This is a genomic window from Hungatella sp. SB206 (assembly GCF_051132295.1).
In the GTDB taxonomy this organism is placed as follows: Bacteria; Bacillota; Clostridia; order Lachnospirales; family Lachnospiraceae; genus Hungatella; species Hungatella effluvii.
The window spans coordinates 1,808,173-1,828,536 of record NZ_CP096603.1 but is presented as its reverse complement, the minus strand read 5'-3'; the positions used below and the strand labels follow the sequence as shown (position 1 = coordinate 1,828,536).

At 47.7% G+C, this 20,364-nt stretch carries 19 protein-coding genes; 1 reads left to right on the top strand and 18 read right to left on the bottom strand.

All coding sequences use genetic code 11. From position 1 onward, the window contains the following. Positions 1-27: 27 nt before the first annotated feature. The 6 genes from M1L66_RS07970 to dcuC all read right to left on the bottom strand — a co-directional run bounded on the left by M1L66_RS07970 (position 28) and on the right by dcuC (position 7,495). The gene (locus M1L66_RS07970) at positions 28-219 is read right to left on the bottom strand and encodes a DNA-binding protein (protein ID WP_434692065.1); all 192 of its coding nucleotides are present in this window, start codon (positions 217-219) and stop codon (positions 28-30) included. 273 nt (positions 220-492) lie between these two features. Next, positions 493-1,767 (bottom strand): SpoIVB peptidase, encoded by a 1,275-nt coding sequence (spoIVB, locus tag M1L66_RS07965; RefSeq protein WP_434692062.1) that lies wholly within the window; start codon positions 1,765-1,767, stop codon positions 493-495. Between the two features lie 128 nt (positions 1,768-1,895). Continuing rightward, positions 1,896-3,782, bottom strand: a complete 1,887-nt coding sequence (locus M1L66_RS07960) for a TRAP transporter permease (RefSeq protein ID WP_434692059.1) — start codon at positions 3,780-3,782, stop codon at positions 1,896-1,898. A gap of 2 nt (positions 3,783-3,784) precedes the next feature. Next, positions 3,785-4,792 (bottom strand): TAXI family TRAP transporter solute-binding subunit, encoded by a 1,008-nt coding sequence (locus M1L66_RS07955; protein ID WP_434692056.1) that lies wholly within the window; start codon positions 4,790-4,792, stop codon positions 3,785-3,787. Between the two features lie 66 nt (positions 4,793-4,858). After that, positions 4,859-6,034, bottom strand: a complete 1,176-nt coding sequence (locus tag M1L66_RS07950) for a MalY/PatB family protein (RefSeq protein WP_434692055.1) — start codon at positions 6,032-6,034, stop codon at positions 4,859-4,861. 81 nt (positions 6,035-6,115) lie between these two features. Then, positions 6,116-7,495, bottom strand: coding sequence for a C4-dicarboxylate transporter DcuC (gene dcuC / locus M1L66_RS07945; protein WP_434692053.1), 1,380 nt, complete (start codon positions 7,493-7,495; stop codon positions 6,116-6,118). A gap of 182 nt (positions 7,496-7,677) precedes the next feature. Here dcuC and M1L66_RS07940 point away from each other — a divergent pair, with 182 nt between their 5' ends. Next, complete coding sequence (locus M1L66_RS07940; protein ID WP_025530137.1) at positions 7,678-8,394, top strand: FadR/GntR family transcriptional regulator; 717 nt, start codon at positions 7,678-7,680, stop codon at positions 8,392-8,394. Between the two features lie 112 nt (positions 8,395-8,506). Here M1L66_RS07940 and M1L66_RS07935 read toward each other — a convergent pair whose 3' ends face one another. The 12 genes from M1L66_RS07935 to M1L66_RS07880 all read right to left on the bottom strand — a co-directional run bounded on the left by M1L66_RS07935 (position 8,507) and on the right by M1L66_RS07880 (position 20,351). After that, positions 8,507-9,463 (bottom strand): 2-hydroxyacid dehydrogenase, encoded by a 957-nt coding sequence (locus M1L66_RS07935; RefSeq protein ID WP_434692051.1) that lies wholly within the window; start codon positions 9,461-9,463, stop codon positions 8,507-8,509. Between the two features lie 55 nt (positions 9,464-9,518). Continuing rightward, complete coding sequence (recN, locus tag M1L66_RS07930; RefSeq protein ID WP_434692049.1) at positions 9,519-11,177, bottom strand: DNA repair protein RecN; 1,659 nt, start codon at positions 11,175-11,177, stop codon at positions 9,519-9,521. Between the two features lie 12 nt (positions 11,178-11,189). Further along, complete coding sequence (argR, locus tag M1L66_RS07925) at positions 11,190-11,639, bottom strand: arginine repressor (protein ID WP_055656502.1); 450 nt, start codon at positions 11,637-11,639, stop codon at positions 11,190-11,192. Positions 11,640-11,650: 11 nt separating this feature from the next. Further along, entirely contained in the window at positions 11,651-12,505 is an 855-nt protein-coding gene (locus M1L66_RS07920) for an NAD(+)/NADH kinase (RefSeq protein WP_110321435.1), read from the bottom strand. 9 nt (positions 12,506-12,514) lie between these two features. Next, entirely contained in the window at positions 12,515-13,330 is an 816-nt protein-coding gene (locus tag M1L66_RS07915; RefSeq protein WP_434692045.1) for a TlyA family RNA methyltransferase, read from the bottom strand. Then, positions 13,327-15,243, bottom strand: a complete 1,917-nt coding sequence (gene dxs, locus M1L66_RS07910) for a 1-deoxy-D-xylulose-5-phosphate synthase (RefSeq protein ID WP_434692043.1) — start codon at positions 15,241-15,243, stop codon at positions 13,327-13,329. The genes M1L66_RS07915 and dxs overlap by 4 nt, the downstream gene beginning before the upstream one ends. A 17-nt stretch (positions 15,244-15,260) precedes the next feature. Next, on the bottom strand, positions 15,261-16,148 hold the full coding sequence (locus M1L66_RS07905; protein WP_434692041.1) for a polyprenyl synthetase family protein: 888 nt from the start codon (positions 16,146-16,148) through the stop codon (positions 15,261-15,263). Further along, positions 16,138-16,350: an exodeoxyribonuclease VII small subunit gene (gene xseB / locus M1L66_RS07900; protein ID WP_002601005.1), complete on the bottom strand. Its 213-nt coding sequence runs from the start codon at positions 16,348-16,350 to the stop codon at positions 16,138-16,140. The genes M1L66_RS07905 and xseB overlap by 11 nt, the downstream gene beginning before the upstream one ends. A gap of 34 nt (positions 16,351-16,384) precedes the next feature. Beyond that, the gene (xseA, locus tag M1L66_RS07895; RefSeq protein ID WP_187022278.1) at positions 16,385-17,665 is read right to left on the bottom strand and encodes an exodeoxyribonuclease VII large subunit; all 1,281 of its coding nucleotides are present in this window, start codon (positions 17,663-17,665) and stop codon (positions 16,385-16,387) included. Positions 17,666-17,671: 6 nt separating this feature from the next. Next, positions 17,672-18,115, bottom strand: coding sequence for a transcription antitermination factor NusB (gene nusB / locus M1L66_RS07890; RefSeq protein ID WP_187022279.1), 444 nt, complete (start codon positions 18,113-18,115; stop codon positions 17,672-17,674). A 496-nt stretch (positions 18,116-18,611) separates the two neighbouring features. After that, positions 18,612-19,544 (bottom strand): NAD(P)-dependent oxidoreductase, encoded by a 933-nt coding sequence (locus M1L66_RS07885; RefSeq protein ID WP_434692038.1) that lies wholly within the window; start codon positions 19,542-19,544, stop codon positions 18,612-18,614. 21 nt (positions 19,545-19,565) lie between these two features. Further along, entirely contained in the window at positions 19,566-20,351 is a 786-nt protein-coding gene (locus tag M1L66_RS07880; protein WP_434692035.1) for an aspartate dehydrogenase domain-containing protein, read from the bottom strand. Positions 20,352-20,364: the final 13 nt, after the last annotated feature.

Below are 20,364 nucleotides of genomic sequence, written 5' to 3'. Positions count from 1 at the left end.
CTCTCAGCAAACACGAATCAAATACAATCAGACATCTGCTTTACGATATTTGCCACTTTTTACTCTTGCGTCAGCTGGTTTTTCTGCATCAGCTGGAATAATCCAGGAATAGCCTATCTTCTGTGCGCCAGGGATTCTGCCCGTCGTACACAAGGTTTGAATTCTCCGCACAGAGATTTCCCATTTTTCAGATGTTTGCTTGATAGATAAGTATTCCATAATCCACCCCGTTGCGGCTTTTTCACCGTTCTTCGTGCACAATATGTCAAGGGTATTATACTCCAAACTACGAACAAAATCAACCAACGATATTGGTTCTTTTCAAGATTGCGAATTTCCTTGTCGCATCCCGCTAGTCCGTCCGGGTGGCAACCGCTGGCACCCTGCGGGCACCATCGGTTGCGCGGCTTTCGCCGCATAGGCCACTCACAAAAAGGAGGTTCATGCAAGCATGCTTGCATCACCTCCTTTTCACTCCTGTCCTGCCCGGACTCAATGCTCCAGCATATTCTCCACAAATATCCCATACCCTCTCGTACTATCCTGTATAAACACATGCGTCACCGCCCCAATCAGCTTCCCATCCTGAATTATTGGAGATCCGCTCATTCCCTGCACAATTCCCCCGGTAATTGCCAGCAGCTCCGGATCAGTCACCTTGATAACCATTCCCTTGTTCTTATGGGCTGTCGTATAATCCACCTTCTGAATCTCGATCTCATAGTCTTTTACAACTCCTGAAACATCGCTTCGGATATACGCGATTCCCTTTTTGACGTCCTGGCGGTATCCGATTGGTATCGCGTCTGCTTTTGCGGTCTGCTTAAACCGTTCATTGACCGTACCAAATATTCCCTCTTCCGTATTGGAATGAATCGTTCCCAACACCGATCCCGGACCGTAGTAGATCACTCCGCTCATGACTCCCGGCTTTCCGAAAGTTCCCTTTTCGATTCCTAAAATGGAAGTTTCATATAGTGCGCCGTCCTCAATCTGGACGACTCCGCCTGTGTCACTGTCGCTGATCCCATGTCCCAGCGCCCCAAAATTACCATTCATGTCAATATAAGTCATGGTTCCAATTCCCTGAGTATCGTCACGGACCCAGACGCCCAGCTTTGGATTTCCATCCTCTCCCTCCACCGGAGTCATCTTCACCTCGATCTCCTGATCTCCGCGTCGGACTGCTAATACCGCCTCACTGGTACCATTTTTGTTTAATTCTGTAACCAGCGCTTCCTTATCCTTTAAAGGTGTTCCATTAAATGCCTCAATATAGTCCCCCGACTGAAGCACTCCAAAGGCCGGCTCTACAATCATACCGTCTTTCTTCGTGATATCCCCCGTTCCAATTACCATAATCCCATCAGATTTTAAGTAAATTCCCACTGGAGTTCCGCATGGAATGGCGTATTTCGTATCCACCACATCCACCTGGATATCCTTTAGCTGGAGCCAGCCAAACAGTTTTAAGCCAATCTTGTAGCTTCCCTGATTTTCTGAATATACAGAAAACGGCTGGTTCACGGAAAGGTTAATCTGATCCGTCGGAATATTGGAACCATTACTTAAAACCACTTCCTCACTGTCTGAAGACAGCGTCACTCCAAAAGGCATGGAGAAATGAAACTGTTCTTCTTCTTCGGCTACGACATTCAGCTTGTCCGGTATCACCCACTTCATATAGAAATAAGAGAAGCCGATGCAAAACACCAGGCTCACCCAAAACGCAGCCACCACGTATCTGTGGAATTTTTTTCCCGTCATCTCACATACCTCCTTATAAAAAATGAAAGGAGACAATTTTTTGCTCCTTTCATAGTATGTGAGAAATCGGTGAAAACACTCTGTCATATTTTAGTTGTAACTAATTTCTTTTAAAACCAGAATTGATTTTACGTAAAATCGTTCTTGTCAGAATTTGCATACATGATTTCTTTCTTTAGATAATTCTTTAATAATATTGCCAAAATCACTCCATTTGAAACAATTTTTATTATAATAGAAGAATGCAATTCACAGATGGCAGCTACAAACAACAGTACTCGTTCCATCTTGGTAAACTTATTTTGTCCAACTCCTTCAATACTGCCGCACAACGCTATAATCGTTAAAACGGACATACAGAACTCAAACAGGATATTTCCTATATTGCCTCCAAGCATCAACAATTCCGGGTTTAAAACAAATAAAAACGGTATAATGTAAATGGGGATTGCCTTTTTAGCTGTGTAAAAGCCCAGTTTAATCGGGCTTTCTCCCACCAATCCCGCCGATGCAAAAACGGCGGTTGCTACGGGGGGCGTTATGCAGGAAAGAATTCCAAAATAAAAAACAAACAGATGGGCAGCGATGGGATAAACACCAAATTCCACCAACGCCGGTGCTACCAGCACACTAAGTACAATATAAACAGATGTGGTGGTCATACCCATTCCCAATATGAGTCCGGCAATCATGGTAAATATCATCAACACAAGCTTATAACCACCGGAAAGAGCCAACAGCACAGTAGAAAACTTCAGCCCAAGCCCTGTAAGAGACAGAATTCCCACAATAATTCCTGCCACAGTACAGGCAACACTCACTGTCAATGCTCCTTTTGCCGACTGCACCATTGCCTGCCAGATATCCGGCAGTCTCATCCGTTTTTCCCTATTAAACTGGGATACAATAATCACAAGTAAGGTAGACCACATACCTGATTTTACCGGTGACCACTTCCAAACGGAAATTGTCAGGATCAAAAATATAATAGGAATCAGATAGTAAAACCCATTTTTTAAAATTGGACGGCAGTCTATCTTTTCTTTATTCTTTTTTAGTCCCAGCCTGTTAGAGTGAAAATTAATGGAGATCCATATTGTCAGGTAAAAAAGGATCCCTGGTATAAGGGCTGATTTTGTCACATCTCCATATGACATAGACAGGGTCTCTGCAATAATAAACGCCGCAGTCCCCATAACCGGTGGCATAAGCTGTCCGCCAGTCCCCGAAATGGCAGAAATTGCACCGCAGAACTCATTGGAAAACCCGTCTTTTTTCATGATCGGAACCGTCATGGGACCTACAGCCATAACATTGGCTACTGCGCTTCCTGAGACCATTCCAAGAAGGCCGCTGGCCATAGTATTCACTTTCGCACCACTTCCCTTTAATGAACCTAACAGCGCTCCGGCCAGTTCCAGAAAGAATTTACTGGCTCCGCTAATTTCCAGAAAGCTTCCGAAAATGATGAAGATAAATATATGCCTGGCTGCTGTCCCCAGAATCGTTCCGTAGATCCCAGAAGTCTCCATTGTAAGAAAGCTGATAACTCTCTGTATGGTAAAACCGCCGGTTCCCATGCTTCCACCGATCCGATGCCCCAGCAAAGCGTAAAAAATAAAAAGAAGAGCAATCAGAGGAAGCGGCCTTCCCAGCCTTACATTTGCACAGTTTAATACAGCTGTGATTAGCACAAGGCCCACTATTAAATCCAGCTTATTCGGTCGAATTACCCGAAACGACATTCCATACCAGTTTGCAAAGACATAGACTGAGGCAAAGACAGTAACTGCCAAAACAAATATGCTCCACAAATCGATTATATTCATGCTCAACTTATTTCTGATATGGATCAATAACGTTATTGATAAGATAAAGCCCAAAAATAAGCTTCTCTGCTGCATTGCCGGGAAGATTCCTGTCACATATCCAAACAGCTGAATTCCTGTTAAAGCAGCACAGAGCAGAGAAATCAGTTTATCCAATCGTTTTGTTACGTCTTCAGCTTTTTTCACTTTTATCTTCCCCTGTCCTCTAAAACTTCCATGTAGTATTTAAGAGCGCCATCATGAAATGTCAGCAAGCTGCTGTTTAAATATGCTTCCGTTGTTTCCCTGTTCCATTCCATACCACTTGAATGAATCGCAGCAAGCTCGTTCACATTTTCATTCAGTATTTTTGTAATCTGATATACAATTTCTTCGTCTAAATCGACATTACATGCAAGAAGCGTGTCAACCGTAAGGCAGTTCATATCCTCCGTCTGTTTTGAATAAGTATCCTTTTCGATTGTTACCGGAGTCCAGAAAGGATATTCTTTATCCAGTGTTTCAATAACTGCATCATCAATCGATAAATACACGACATCATTGGAATAATCCAGGTCAGTGACCGTAGCCTGCGGTATACCTCCCGCCATAAAAGCCACGTCAATCGTTCCATCCTTTAACGCCTCCGCCTGTTCACTCGATGTCATCGGTATCATATTGGTATTATCGCTATTACAACCGTAGGCCTCCGCTACTGCCAGCGCCATATAATACGTGGTACTGCCGATCGGCGGAACTGATACGGTCTTGCCAGCCATATCCTCGTACCTCTCTACCCCGGTTCCGCTGACTGTCAAACCGTACAAATAAGCTTTATGTCCAACTTGAATGGCTCTTAAATTCTTTAGTGGTTCCTCAAAACCTCTTTCTGCATCCCCCAGTCCAGCATAATAGATTCCATCAATTGTAACGATTCCCAGATTTGCGGGGTCCTGTTCTACAAGAGTCATATTTTCAACCGGCGAACCACTGGTCGACTGTGTAACAACATTTATATCTTCCAGATATTCTGTTAAAATTTTCGCCTGGCCAGCGGCTATGTAGTAATATGTTCCACCACTGTTCCCCGACATGATGGAAAGATGATTCGACTTCCCCTGTTTGACCGCCCCCATCTGACTATCTGATACAGAAATGCCTATTAATGCTAAAATCAATACTATGAAGATCCAGTTGCTGTCTATTTTGACTTTCATAAATAAGCTCTCTTTCTTAAAAACAGGGCATGGGGAATCATGTACCTTTCCTCATGCCCTAATTGATCAGCATTTGTTTAATTCATTCACGGCCTTTTCAAGTCTATTAAGAGCTTCTACAAGCGTGGCCCTCGGACATGCAATATTCATTCTCATAAATCCGGTACCTTCTATACCAAAAGTTGCCCCGTCATTCAGCCCTAATTTTGCTTTTTCAAAGAAAAATGTCTTCAGCTCCGGCTGTGTCATCTGTAAATCACGACAATCCAGCCATAAGAGATAAGTCGCTTCCGGCTCTGCCAGCTTAATCTTTGGTATTCTGTTTCGGATAAAATCAACAATATAATTTTTGTTTTCTTCCAGATAATCCATCATCTCGTCTGCATAGTAATCGCACTCCGTGTATGCAGTAATAAATGACAGCATTCCAAAAATAGTTCTTCCATAGTTCTTATTATCCTCTATGATAATCTGGATATTATCTCTCATTTTCTTATTCGGAATAATAGCCGCGCCCGTGCGGAAACCTGCGATATTAAAGGTCTTGCTTGGATTAATGAGAACCATGCTGTTCTGTGCAAATTCCTCCGATATCGATGCAAACGGAATGTGATGATATCCCTTGTATGTAAGATCACAGTGTATTTCATCAGCGATTACAATTACATGATACTTTAAGCATAATTCACCGATTCTCGTCAATTCTTCCAGTGTAAATGCTCTCATGACCGGATTATGAGGGTTGCTCATAAAAAACAGCTTTGTCCTCGGATCCTTTAATTTTTCCTCCAGATCTTCAAAATCGATCTGATATTTTCCATTGTCATCCTGAATCAGTGGATTAGTCAGCAGCTGACAGCCGTTATTTTTTGTAATTGCCTGAAATGGCGGGTATACTGGCGGCTGAATTACGACTTTATCACCGGGATACGCAAATGCTCTGATTGCATACATCAAAAATGGAAGTACACCGTTAGAATACTTTACCCACTCTGGATCTATCTCCCATCCAAACCGTACTTTTTCCCATCTGGCAGCCGCTCTCTCGAATTCAAAGCTTTCTACCGGGTAACCAAAGCATGGATGTTCCGCCCTCTTTTGAATTGCCTCTGCAATTTCTTCCGGTACTGCAAAATCGGTATCGGCAATCCACATGGGAATGACATCCTTCGGATAGGAAGGCTCATATTTTTTACACTCCGACACTCTTCGGTCAATCAATTCATCAAAATTATGTTTCATAGTTTTCTCCTTTTCATTCGAACACTTCCCGTTTTATCTCGCGAAGATCACCTCACATATCGGCAAGGGTTCCATTTATCATTAAAGAATTACAAATATAATATATGATGCCGCTACATTGAGCGCATAAGCAACAATCATCGGTACCATATTTCGTTTAATCACATCTGTTATCTCTACCTCAGCTACACCACTGATCGCTATTACGCCTCCACAGAACGGGGAAATACATCTTCCGATACCTCCCGCTAAATGCATAGGAACTGCAAATGCAGCAGTCTGCGTACCAAGTGCTTCTCCGATCCCCGGTGTGAGAGGGCCGAATGCAAACCATGGAGCGTTTCCGCTTCCGGTTAAAAGTGCTGTACCAAAAACAATTAAACTGAGCATCACTACTGCAATAAGTGCTGCACCTGTAAGGTTTGAGATCCAGCCTGTGAGAATTGTAATGCCTTTTAACTGTGTAATCGCTTCTGCAAAAACACCTGCTGCAACAATGATGATTACAATATTCGTAAAATACTGCCCCATCCATTCAAACACTTTTTTTAAATTTTCTCCAATATGAGCCACACTCTTCGTTACAATCAAATCACAGATGAATACAAAGAAGAACCCGATCAGATTCGCTGTAATGATATCCATATTAATGGTATCAACAAAGCTGAAAATTACGACGAGTGCCAGCGGTATCAGGGGAAATACGCCGTAGAATACAGGTATACCGAAGTCCTTAGGAGAGAATTCTACGATTCCACCGCTGCCAGTCTTCGTCTCACCGTACTCTTTTTTATCCATATATTTAAAATATACGGCATAGAAGACTGCCATAATCAGGATTACCGCGCCTCCTACAAGAATCTCATAATTCATGAAATAATCCATCGGAGTAATTCCCATAACCTCTGTTGCACCGAAGATGGCCGAGCTGTCATTTGGTCCCATATCCAGCATTCCTATGGTTATCAGTACCGCTGCAGCACTAACCTTACTGACACCGAGAGAGATCAGGATCGGAAATATCGTAGCCATAAACAGAAGTCCCAGGGAAATCTGACTTGTAATAAATACCTTTAAAATAGAACCTACGATAAAGACTCCTGCCAAAATCAGGTAAGGATTCTTAAGCTTTATCAGAACTTTCCCCGCTGCCGCTGCCAGAACATTAGAAGCCTTCATATGATTCATCAGCATGACATATCCGGCCACCACCATCAGCCTGATACCTGTTCCCTGAACCGTACTGATAAATTTTGTACGAATCACATCTACTACATCCAAAAAGATATTTCCCGTTGTCTTTTCCCCCAAGACAGATGCACCAGTAATCGCCGTAACGACCAGTAAAGCCAGTGTTCCGACAAAAAAGAACACTAATTTGGAATCCATCTTCTTCAAAATCATGACCGCCGCTATGACTATAAACAGCACGGTCAGTGCTACAAACATAAAATCACTCATTTGTACCCTCCTCTTTTTGTTTTAATAATTAGACTGACGTCAGACGTCTGATTACATGGTTAGTATAATCCATATAGTATAATTTGTCAATAAATTTTATTTTTCTTCTTATTTTTTAGGAAATATGCAGTAGCATTTGACATTTTTCGTAACTTCCCCTATACTTACAGTAGTTCAAATGAATGAAATATAAACTTGAGGTTACTATGTCAAATTTAAAAACTTTATCCGTTTCAGTTGCATCAGCTATAGAAAATCAGATTATTGAAGGGGTTTTAAAACCAGGAGACCAGGTTCCCAGTGAACAGGAACTGATAGAAACATACAATGTAAGCCGTTCCACACTCAGGGAAGCGATCAAATCACTTGTCTCAAAGGGAACGTTGGAGATTCGCCGGGGAAAGGGAACTTTTGTGTGCCAGCTTCCTGGAATGACAGAGGATCCTTTGGGACTAAACTTTATGGGAATTGACAATTTAGATCCCTACCTGTATGAAGCCAGAATTATTTTTGAACCGGAAATCTGCAGCCTCTCTGCCCAACGTGCTACAGACGCAGAGATCAAAATACTCCAAAAGCTTTCCGATAGTATCGATGAACTTGATAAGCAGCTTCAGGGAGAGGAAACTGATGAGACTATTATCAAAAAGCTGTATGAAAAGGACAAGGCGTTCCATATCATGATCTGCCGTACATGTCAGAATCCTGTTTTGGAACGCCTGATGCCAATTATCATACAATCTATATCTTTAAGCTATAACCCTTCTACTTTTAAAAACCGGCTTACAAAAAAACCACGTCAGTCCACTCATAACAAAATATGTAAAGCGATCGCCTCCCATGATAAGGATCAGGCACGCGCACTCATGTATCAGCATCTTTATAATTCTATCAATTAAAAGCAGTCTTGCTTGACGCCCTATAACAAAACAAAAATACCGGTTGTGAAGTCAACCGGTATTTTCTTAATTTCGTCTTAATTTTGATGTGATTCCTTTCCAAACGGCCGGATTATAATCTGCATACATTCTCCGGTTTTCCCTGTAAATACGCATAGACATTATCAAACTCGATTTTAGCTCTGCGTACCATCGCTTCTTTTGTAGCAAAGGCAACATGGGGTGTAAGAAGGATATTCTTTGCACTGCACAGTGGATAATCCGCAGGTATCGGCGGCTCCATATCAAATACATCGATAGCGGCACCGGCAATTTTCCCCTCGTTCAGTGCCTTTGCCAGCGCAGCATTGTCCACGATCGGGCCTCTCGCACAATTAATGAGAATTGCGTCTTCCTTCATTTTATTAATTTTATCCCCGTCAAAAAATCCCTTTGTCGTTTCATTTAGAGGAAGGTGAAGTGATACAATATCACTTTCCCTTAAAAGTGTATCCATATCTGCAAAGCGAATTCCAGCTTCCTTCCATTCTTCCCTTTCGTGACGTGAGTAGGCAAGAACATCAGCACCAAATGCCTTAAACAGCTTGGCTGTCTTAAAACCGATCTGGCCGCATCCAATGATACCAACGGTTCTGCCGCATATTTCCGTTCCAACCAGACCGACAGAATTCCTGCCGTTTCTCACTGCGAAATCTCCCTCCAGAATCTTACGCATCACAGATATCGCCATGCCAATCGATAACTCAGCTACTGACTGATTGGAATATCCTGCGCAGTTGAGTACATCGATATTCTTTTCCCTGCAGGCTTCAAGACCTACGTGATCAATCCCTGTAAATGCTACAGCAATGGCCTTTAAACTGTCACACGCCCGTACCACCTCATTCGGATAGGGATTATTCGCTATCATAACAATCTCCTGGCCGGCGGAACGTCTCTTCAGTTCTTGCACATCCGTTGTTTTTGTATCATAGTATGTGAAGATATGACCTTCCTTTCTCAGCCCCTCTGCAAGATTGTTAATCATCTCTTCCGGCACGCCGATTGGCTCCAATAAACTGATATTCATTCGTTCTTCCTCCAACTTTTATTTATTCATGTACTGTACCGCTTATAATTCTTCTCTACTTCCTCTCCCCCGCCAGCCTCTTCATCTCCCTGGCGTTCTCTCTCACTGCTTCGGTAATCTTCGCACCTCCCAGCAGCCTTGCCAGTTCTTCCACCATCTCCTCCTCCGCCAGCGGCCGGATCGTGGTGGTGGTCCGCCCATCCGAGGCTGTCTTCGCGATCTCGTAATGCGCATCGGCCATGGCCGCGATCTGCGGTAAGTGGGTGATGCAGATAACCTGATGGTTCTTTGCGATATAGGAGAGCTTCTCCGACACCATCTGCGCCGTTCTGCCGCTGATTCCCGTGTCAATCTCATCGAAGATCAGAGTGGGAATATCGTCTGTGTCCGCAAGCACGGTCTTGATAGCCAGCATGATTCTCGACAGCTCGCCGCCGGAGGCCACCATGCCCAGAGGCTTTACACACTCTCCCGGGTTCGTGGAGATCATGAACTCCGCTTCGTCAAATCCGCCGGCGGTGAAGTGGCTTAAACGGGTGAATTCCATGGAAAACTCCACATCGATGAAATTCAAGTCCGCGAGCCCGGCTTTGATCTTCGCCGTCAGTTCCTTCGCCGCAGCCTTTCTCATCTCGGACAGCTGCCCGCAGAGCATCTCCAGCCTGCTCTCCGTCTCTTCCAGCTCCTGCTCCGTCCTCTGCTTTAAGGCATCGTAATCCTCCAGTTCTTCCAGACGCTTCCTCTTATTCTCTAAATTCTCCTGAATCTGCTCCGCCGTCTTCCCGTACTTGGCCTCCAGATTGTGGATCACATCCAGCCGCTCCTCCAGCTCCCGGTACTCCTCCTCATCGAAGGACATGTCCTCCATATACGATGAAATCTCGTGGCTGATATCGCTTAAAATCGCGTCGGCGTCAAACAGCTGATCCCGGATCGCCCCCAACTTCTCATCGAAGGAGGCCACATGCTCCACCTCTTTTAAGGCGTAATCCAGCGTATCGGTGTTCACTGCCTCATAGGCGGCCGACAGACTCTCTGCAATCCTTCTGGCGTTGGTAAACAGGCGGTAGCGGGCTGTCAGCTCCTCTTCCTCCCCGTCTTTTACGTTCGCCCCCTCGATCTCATCAATCTCGAACCGAAGAAAATCCATCTCCCGCAGGCGGGATTCCTCATCCATGTGAAACGAAGCCACCCGATCCTTAAGCCCGGTATAGGACCGGTACAGGCCGGCAATATTCTGTTTTAGTTCATGTGATTTTCGCTCGTGGTATTTATCCAGAATTTCCAGATGCTTGTGCTTGTACAGCAGAGACTGATGTTCATGCTGACCATGAATATCGATTAGAAGACCGGTAATCGTCTTAAGCTTTCCGACAGTCACCGTTTCATCGTTGATCTTGCAGAGGCTGCACGCGGGCATGATTTTCCGGGAAATGATCACAGTTCCGCCCTCATCCGGGCAGACGTCCATCTCCTTCAACACGCGCACTTTGTCCGGCTCCGTTACGGTAAATAAGAGTTCCACATAGGCGTACTCCGTACCCCTGCGGATAATGTCCTTCGGCACCTTACCGCCCAGCGCCATGGTGACCGAGCCGATGATAATCGACTTTCCAGCCCCCGTCTCACCCGTTAAAATGTTAAGCCCCTCCCCGAATTCGATATCCGCCTTTTCGATCAGGGCCAGGTTCTTCACATGTAATTCTGAAAGCATGGCACGCCTCCTTTATCCTGCGATGAGTTTTTTCAGTTTGTCCATCACCAGAATGGTATCGTCCGCGCTGCGCACTGCGCACATGATCGTATCATCCCCGGCAATACAGCCTACAATTTCACTAAAATGAAGAGCGTCCAGGGCAGCCGCCACGGCCATGGCCATGCCCGAAACAGTCTTGATGACGAGAATGTTCTGCGCCATGTCCATGGACATGTACCCGTCACGCAGAATTCTGATGTACTTGTCAGAAAAGGAGGTCTGGTTCTGAAGCACCACGTACCGCTGCTTTCCGGACTCCGACTGAACCTTTGTCAGCTTCAGCTCCCTGATATCTCTCGATACCGTCGCCTGAGTCACGGCAAATCCGGCCTGGTTTAAGTATTCCGCCAGTTCCTCCTGGGTCTCAATCTCATATTTCCCGATGAGTTCCACAATTTTGCTGTGTCTTTCCAGTTTCATAATGTGCCCTCCTATATGCCAGCCATTTTATTGCGCAGGTTGTCAAGAAATGATACATCCTTTAATTTTATAAGAACGGTCTTCGTCTCCGACCGGTGTATCTCGATGTAATCCCCGGAATGCAGCTCCGCGGCCGTGTCCCCGTCGTAGACGGCAGCCTGGCTCGTTCCCGGGTCGCCAAGTATTTCAATCCGTATCCGCGCGTCAGCGGACATGACGATGCTCCTGGCATTTAATGCGTGGGAACAGATGGGCGTTAAGACCATCAGCGTGGAATCCGGAACTATGATCGGTCCCCCGGCAGACAGATTGTACGCGGTAGATCCCGTGGGGGTGGCTGCGATCAGCCCATCCGCCCGGTACTCATTTAAGAATTCATGGTTGACATAAACCCGAAAATGAAGCATCTTCAACCGTTCGTTTCTCGTGATAACGATCTCGTTCAGCGCGATATCCTCATACAGACGGCCTGTACTGCTGTAGGCCCGCCCGTTTAGCATCATTCGTTCTTCCAGATGATACTCGTCTGCCAGAAGGGCATCCAGAGCCGTATCGATCTCCTCAGTCCTGGAAATCTGCGTTAAGTAACCCAGGGTGCCGCGGTTGATTCCCAGCATGGGAATATTTCTGCCCGCTAAGTCCCTGGCCGCCTGAATCAGGGTTCCGTCCCCGCCGAGCGTGATGATGCATTCCGTCTCCGGCGGCACCATGGAAGCGTCCGTATAATGGTAATCCCCGCCCCGTCTGCCGTCCCCCTTCCCGATCAGACAGGAAGCGCCATGACTGGTCAGATAATCGCGGATCACCTGCGCCGTCTCCTTCGCTCCCTGTTTCTCGGGATTCATGATGATAAAGAACTCTTTCATAACCTCTCCTTATTTTCCCTCGCTCAGTTCCTGATGCGCGGCTTCCACAATTTCCTTCGGTGCCACCGGCACGTCGGGAAAATGCTCTCCTTCCGGATGGTTCTTCAAATAAAGGAGATATTCAATATTGCCCTCCGGCCCCTTGATCGGAGAGTATTCTAAATGAAGCACCTCAAAGCCAATGGAAACCGCATAGGCGATCACCATCTCAATCACTTCCAGATGTACGCTCTTCTCACGTACCACCCCTTTTTTCCCAACCTTCTCACGGCCTGCCTCAAACTGCGGCTTAATGAGGCAGACGATCTCGCCGTCTTCCTTCAAAAGCTTCTTCACAGGCTCCAGCACCTTCGTCAGGGAGATAAAGGACACGTCGATGGATGAGAAATCGATCTTTTCCGGGATCTCGTCCGGCGTCACGTAGCGGATATTCGTCTTTTCCATGCAGACTACCCGCTCGTCGTTCCGAAGCTTCCAGGCCAGCTGGCCGTGTCCGACATCCACGGCATAGACCCTTACAGCCCCGTTCTGAAGCATGCAGTCGGTAAATCCACCGGTGGAAGAGCCTACGTCCATACAGGTCTTTCCCTCCAGCATGACGCCGAAATGGCTCATGGCCTTCTCCAGCTTCAGGCCTCCGCGGCTCACATATTTTAAAGTATGGCCCCGCACTTCAATATTCGCGGACTCATCGAAGGTGGTTCCGGCCTTATCTTCCTTCTGGCCTTCCACATAGACGATGCCGGACATGATCACAGCCTTCGCCTTCTCCCTGGATTCCGCTAAATTCCGTTTCACTAAAAGCACATCTAATCGTTCTTTCATGCCTTCTTTTCCTCTGTATTGATAGTCTTCCATTCCATATTCTGACGCTCGGTATCGAGATATTCCTTCTTCATCCTCCAGATCACGGAGTCACTGTCGATGCCCAGACCTTTTCTCAGAAGCGAAACATTGCCGTGCTCCACATAGCCGTCAGGAATGGCGATATTCATCACCTTCACGTGCGGATAGTGCTCGTGGATATACCGGGTGACCATGAGGCCGTAGCCGCCCTGAAGGACATTCTCCTCCATGGTGACGATCAGCCAGTGGTTTTTCGCAAGGCGGTCCACCAGCTCCTCGTCAAACGGCTTGACAAACCGGCCGTTGGCCAGCGTACAGCTCCAGCCCTCTGACTTTAGCTTCTCCCGGACATGCTCTCCCGTACTCACCATGCTGCCCACGGCCAGAAGAGCAATGTCCTTTTCCTCGTACAGCATCTCGCCCCTGCCGTATTCGACAGGCGTGTTAAATTCCTTCAAGCCTCTGTAGGCCTCTCCCCTCGGATAGCGAATGGCAAACGGCCCACCGAAGGACACGGCAAATTCCAGTCCCGCCTTCAGCTCCCATAAATTCTTTGGGGCGAAGATGCTCATGTTCGGGATTGCCGATAAGAAGGATAAATCAAAGATTCCCTGATGGGTCTCGCCGTCGCTGCCGACCAGTCCGGCGCGGTCCACGGCAAATACCACCGGCAGATTCTGGATACAGACATCATGCAGAATCTGATCGAAGCCTCTCTGTAAAAAGGATGAGTAGACCGCCACCACCGGCTTCAAACCGCCGGCGGCCATCCCAGCCGCGGAAGTCACCGCGTGCTCCTCCGCGATTCCTACATCGAAGAACCTGTCCGGATAAAGACGGCTGAAGCGCTTGAGTCCGGTTCCGTCCGGCATCGCTGCCGTCACCGCTGTGATCTTTGGATCCTTTTCCGCCAGATGACAAATCGTCTTGGAAAATACATCCGTATAGCTGGGATTCTTTTTCTCTTTTTTTGATTCCCCTGTGAGCACGTCAAATGGTTCCACACCATGGAATCTGGACGGATTCTTTTCCGCAGGCTCATAGCCTTTTCCCTTTTTCGTGATAACATGGACGAGAACCGCGTGGTCCAGCTTCTTCGCCTCTTTGAGCGCTCTGGCCAGGGCCTTGACATCATGGCCGTCCACCGGTCCCAGATACGTGATTCCCATGTTTTCAAACAGCATTCCCGGAATCAGGAGCTGCTTGATGCCGTTTTTCGTACGGCTGATCTTGTCAATCAGTTCATCTCCGATTACCGGGATTCTGGAAAGGACATTTGTCACATATTTCTTCAGATCCAGGTATCCGTCGCCAGTCCGGATTCCGTTTAAATACCGGGACATTCCCCCGACATTCTCGGAAATGGACATGTTGTTGTCATTTAATATAATGATGAAATTCTTCTTCATGCGGGCAGCGTTATTCAGCGCCTCGTAGGCCATACCGCCGGTTAATGCACCGTCGCCGATCACAGACACGACGAAATGGTCCTGTCCGGAAACATCCCTGGCCTGTGCAAGACCGAGTCCTGCCGAAATAGAAGTAGAACTGTGACCTGTATCAAAGGCGTCGCAGGGGCTCTCCTTCCGTTTCGGGAAGCCGCTCATCCCGCCGTACTGCCGCAAATCGTCAAATTCACCCTTTCTGCCGCTTAATATCTTATGGGTATACGACTGGTGTCCCACATCCCAGATGATCTTATCCTTCGGCAGATCAAACACGAGATAAATAGCCATGGTCAGCTCCACAACTCCCAGATTGGAAGCTAAGTGCCCTCCGGTCCTGCTGATCTTACCGATCAGAAAGTCCCGTATCTCCTGTCTCAGTATATCCAGTTCTTTCCCCGTCAGTTTCTTGATATCCTCCGGGCCATTGATTAATTCCAGTATCATAATTTAACCAGATCCTTTTACTTTTCCCGGCTCACCAGCATGTGGATCAATGCCTCCAGGAATTCGTTTTCCCCTGGCAGTTCATGAAGGATTCGGACAGCGTCGTCGGAAATCCGGGCCACGTCCTGTTTTGCCTTCTCGAGCCCCTCCAGGGTCACATAAGTGGTTTTATTGTTCTTTTCATCGCTGAGTACCGGCTTTCCCAGCACTTCCATACTGCTGGTCACATCCAGGATATCATCCTGAATCTGAAATGCAACGCCGATGGCCGCGGCCATCTGTTCCACCAGCCGGGTCTCCTCCTCGTCAGCGCCGCCAAGCAGCGCGCCGATCATCATGGAGGCCTCTAAGAGAGCCCCTGTCTTCAAATGGTAGATGAAGTCCAGCTTTTCATGGGGAATGGGTTTATTGGTCAGCTCCACATCCACAGTCTGCCCACCTATCATGCCATAGATTCCTGTTTTCTGCGCCAAAATTCCGATGCAGCGGCCCACGACCGCCGGATCCTGCGTCATGGCAAATGCCTTTGCCGCAGTCTCCACCGCGTAAATGAGCAGGCTGTCGCCAGCAAGAACCGCCATGTCGTATCCGTACTTCACCCATGTGGTCGGAAGTCCTCTCCGGAGTTCGTCGTTATCCATGCAGGGAAGATCGTCGTGAATCAGGGATGAGGTATGGATCATCTCGATGGCCGCCATAAACGGTTCGACCACCTCCTGGCTGCCGCCAAACAACCGGTATGTCTCCTCCATCAGCATGGGGCGCAGCCTCTTGCCGCCGGCGCGCACGCTGTAATTCATGGCATCGAGAACGGTCTTCTGGTATCCGTCCGCGGCCGGCAGATAACGCTCCACCACCGCTTCCACTTCCCTCGTTCTGGTCTCCAGCATCTCATTAAAGTTCATGACTTTCACCATCTTCCTCCAGGACAATAATCTGTTTCTCTACTTTGTCTATCTTTTCATTGCAGGATTTCACAAGCTTCATTCCTGCCTCATAATATTTAAAAGATTCCTCCAGAGAGCTTTCGCCGCTTTCCAGCTTACGAATAATCTCCTCCAGCTCCTGAAAGGTCTCCTCAACACTTTTCTCTTTCTTTGCAGCCATTCGCATCTGCCTCCTTACTGTCCGCTGTCTTCTGTCATCTGGTCCCAAGCTCCGCAGCCGCAGTGCCGGAAACCACAGCATCGATCCGTCCATCGCGGATTCTCATCTGAATAAGATCTCCTTTTTTCACCTGTTCCACCGACTCAATCCGTCGGTTCTTATCATTGGTCAAAAAACCGTAGCCGCCGCCGATCTTCTTGAGAGGAGACAGTCCATCCAGCCTGCTGCTCATAAGCTCCAGGCGATGCCTGTCCCTAACCGCCTGCTTTTCGATGAGCTGCCTTAAGCGGCTTTCCGCCTCCACGGCACGGTTCCTGTCTGTCACAATCTGGGAAGCCATCCTGTTTTTCAGCTTCTCTTCCAGATCGGCCGCCCGCTGCCTGTTTTCCCTCACCTGACGGCGTGGATCAAAAAGTTGAAAACGGAGCCTGAACTGCTCCGTCTGATAGCGGTAACGTTCTAATTTTCTGGCCACGGATTTCCCCAGGGCGTCCCGGTATAATTCCACCTGGCCTTCGAACTGGCTGTAATCGAACACCGCCAGTTCCGCCGCCGCGGACGGTGTCGGCGCTCTCATATCCGCCACATAATCTGCGATCGTCACATCGGTCTCATGTCCCACCGCCGAGATCACAGGCGTCTTACAGGCAAAGATGGCGCGCGCCACGATTTCCTCATTAAACGCCCACAAATCCTCGATGGAGCCGCCGCCTCTTCCCACGATGATCACATCCAGTCCCAGGCGGTCCAGCGTCTCGATTCCCTTTACAATGCTGAATTTTGCGTTCTCGCCCTGAACAAGGGCCGGATAGAGATAGAGCTGAACATACGGATTCCTTCGTGCGGAAATGTTCATAATGTCCCGGATCGCCGCGCCTGTCGGGGCTGTTATGATCCCGACCGTCCTGGCGTAGCGCGGGATGGGCTGCTTGTACTCCGGAGAAAACATCCCCATCTCCTCAAGCTCGTCCCTCAGCTTCTGGAACCGTTCGAATAAATCTCCGACGCCCTCCTTTGTAATCTCCTGAGCGTAAAGCTGGTAACGGCCATCCCGCTCATAGACCTCGACGCTGCCCTTTGCAATCACCTTCTGGCCTTCCTCCAGCTTAAACGTAAGCCCTTTCCGCTGACCGGCAAACATCACACACGCAATCGCCGCGCCCCTGTCCTTCAGGGTAAAATAAATATGGCCGGACGTATGATACTTACAGTTGGACACCTCGCCCTTAATGGATATGCGGTTCAATGCAAAATCCTGGGCAAACATATTCTTAATATAAGCATTGACCTGTGAAACGGAATATACACTCGCCATAGGCCATTACACCATTTTCGCCAGAACTCCGTTGATAAACGCCGGGGATTCATTCCCGCCGAACCGTTTCGCCAGTTCTACCGCCTCATTGATCGCTACCTTTTCCGGTACCTCTTCGTCGTATAAAATCTCATATAACGCAAGGCGCAGAATCGTCAGCTCCGCCTTGCCCATTCTCTTCGTCTTCCATCCTTCGGCCACAGCATCGATCTTCTCATCCAGCTCCGGAATCTTCCGCATAACGGCTTCCGTCTTGGCTTTTAAATAGCTTTCATCTTCCGGACTCATCTCTACATCATGAATAATCTCATCTACCCCTTCCGGAGTCGTCTCATCTTCCTTCGGCTCGTCAAAATACCGTTCTATCTGCTCCTCTTTTTCTTCTGCCGGATAAAAATCGGCACAGAAAAGCATCTTAAAGCAGTGCTCACGCAGTTTACTCCTGGTCATGGGTTATGGTCCTCCTGTATAATAATTCGTTCGTTATTTCTTACTATCTTACCGCGTTCAAAGTTCACAATCCCCGCCCAAAGCGGGAATTCATTCCTTAGCGTATTGGGTTCATTATACCTTAATGCGCATTTTTCTACAATACTTTTCGGGGATTTTATCCCCGGGGGAATCGACGCTCTAATCAGTTTTCCGGCAATTACTTCCATTCTCAGTTTTTATCAGAAAAATTATACATAAAAAGCGCATAAAAAAGACAGGCGGAATGCCTGCCTTTACTTTAACTCAAAATACCAAAACGGGGTTTAGAGGCAAATACCAAAGTATCCGCCCCTTTTAATAATGAAGTATTTGCAAAAACAGTCCTTCGTCCTGACGAAATGGAAGTCTATCCATCTCCGCTTTGTTTCTGTAATTATCATTATAGTTTAAATTCCCATAAATAACTATTTCATTTCCGCCCTTTTATATCACAATCCTGCCAATCAGCTACCGTTCACTGCCCGTCACTGCCACAGCTTACAGGTCTTGTTCCGTCCACCATATACTCTTTGATATTATCCAGCACCTTTTCACTCAGAAGGCCGAATGCCTGTTTCGTCCTGCCTGCGGAATAGTTGACGCAGAATACTCTCGGATGGTTTAAAAGCGCTCCCGTCGGATCGCCGATGGCTCCGGCCGTATCACAGGCAAAGTAGTTATCTCCACTATCCAGCCAGTTCTTTAAATCTTCCGCTTCAAAGGCAGGCCCGATGGATGTGTTGAACAGGATCTTTCCATCGCCCAGCGCTTTGAATTCCTCCTCGTGCATGAGAATCACGTTCTTATTTAAGCAGGCAAATACCACCTCGGACTGCTCCAGCAGCTCGGTAAGCGGACGGTATACCATGCCCTCTGCGTCGTAAGCCGGCTTTCTGCTCCTGCTGTAATAGGAAACCTCGGCGCCCATAAATTTCATGGCCTCGGCGATCATTCCACCGGACACGCCCATTCCCACCATGCCGACCTTGAGTCCCGCGATCTCCACCGGCATCTCCCTCCACATAGGGCGGTCATAGCCATGAAGAAAGCGCACCAGCTCGCAGATCACGTATTCCACGACTCCTCTGTCGCCATAGTCCCGGATTCCTTTCACGGTAACGCCGTGCTCCTCCGCCCAGGCGATGTCCACGTTGGCGCTCTCTTTGGAATACAGGCTGCAGCACATGCCCACATAACGGACAGCGGGACAATGTTCAAATACATAGCTGTTGATTTTTGATGTATAGCTGAGCAAGACGCCATCCGCATCTCCGATTCTCCTGATAATTTCATCATCATCCGCCGGCACGTCATCGTACATAATGACATTCTCCGCATACTGATGCAGTTCTTTTTCCGCCTCTCCCACCAGGCTTACCGGCTCGATGGCCACTAATTTCTTAAACATATCCTCATCCTCCTTATTTCGTTAAAATACGATCGGTGATACCAGATTGCGAAGAACGGCCACGACACTCCAGCCCGCGATCGCACTGGTGTCGGAGTAGATATCCACGACCGCTTTTACCCCTTTAATCTCCGCCGTAATCTTATGGTCATCACCCACAAATCCGGGGATGCTGTGAATATTTACCTTCGTGTGTTCCGGACCTGTTGTAGCCAAAGAAGCCGCCACTGCCACATTGACCTTGGTCGGCAGAAGAGCGATCGCTTCCTTCGCATTGCCCGCGAATACCTCTGTGCCCTCTGTGTCTGTCATCAAATGGTCTTCAAACAGAGGCGTATTCTTCAGCGATTTCGGCCCCTTCCTCGTCTCAATACCGGAAACCGCATCCCCCATCAGAGAAACTGTCCGAAGCACATCAAAACCGCCCACCGCGCCGGACGCAATATGTACCTTTGTCCCATGCTCCAGGGCTGTACGCTTTACTTCCTCATAGAAATCCGCGTCCGCAAATGCACCGATCGACAGCACAATGATGCTGGTTCCTGCACAAAGAGCCTTGACGGCCATCCCTTTTACCGCGGCAACAGAGGCCGCCTCGGCTATGTAATCCGGTTTCAGCGCCAGAAGCTCGTCCACATCCGCGCACGGCCTGCATCCTGTTTTTTCCGCCAGAGACTTCGTCTTCTCCTCACTGCGGCCCGCGATTCCCACCAGCTCGTACTCGTCCAAATAACCGTTTTTCCACGCGTCTGCAATAATTCCGCCCAGATACCCACTACCCAGGATTCCAAGTTTTAATCTGCTCATGATAAACTCCCTT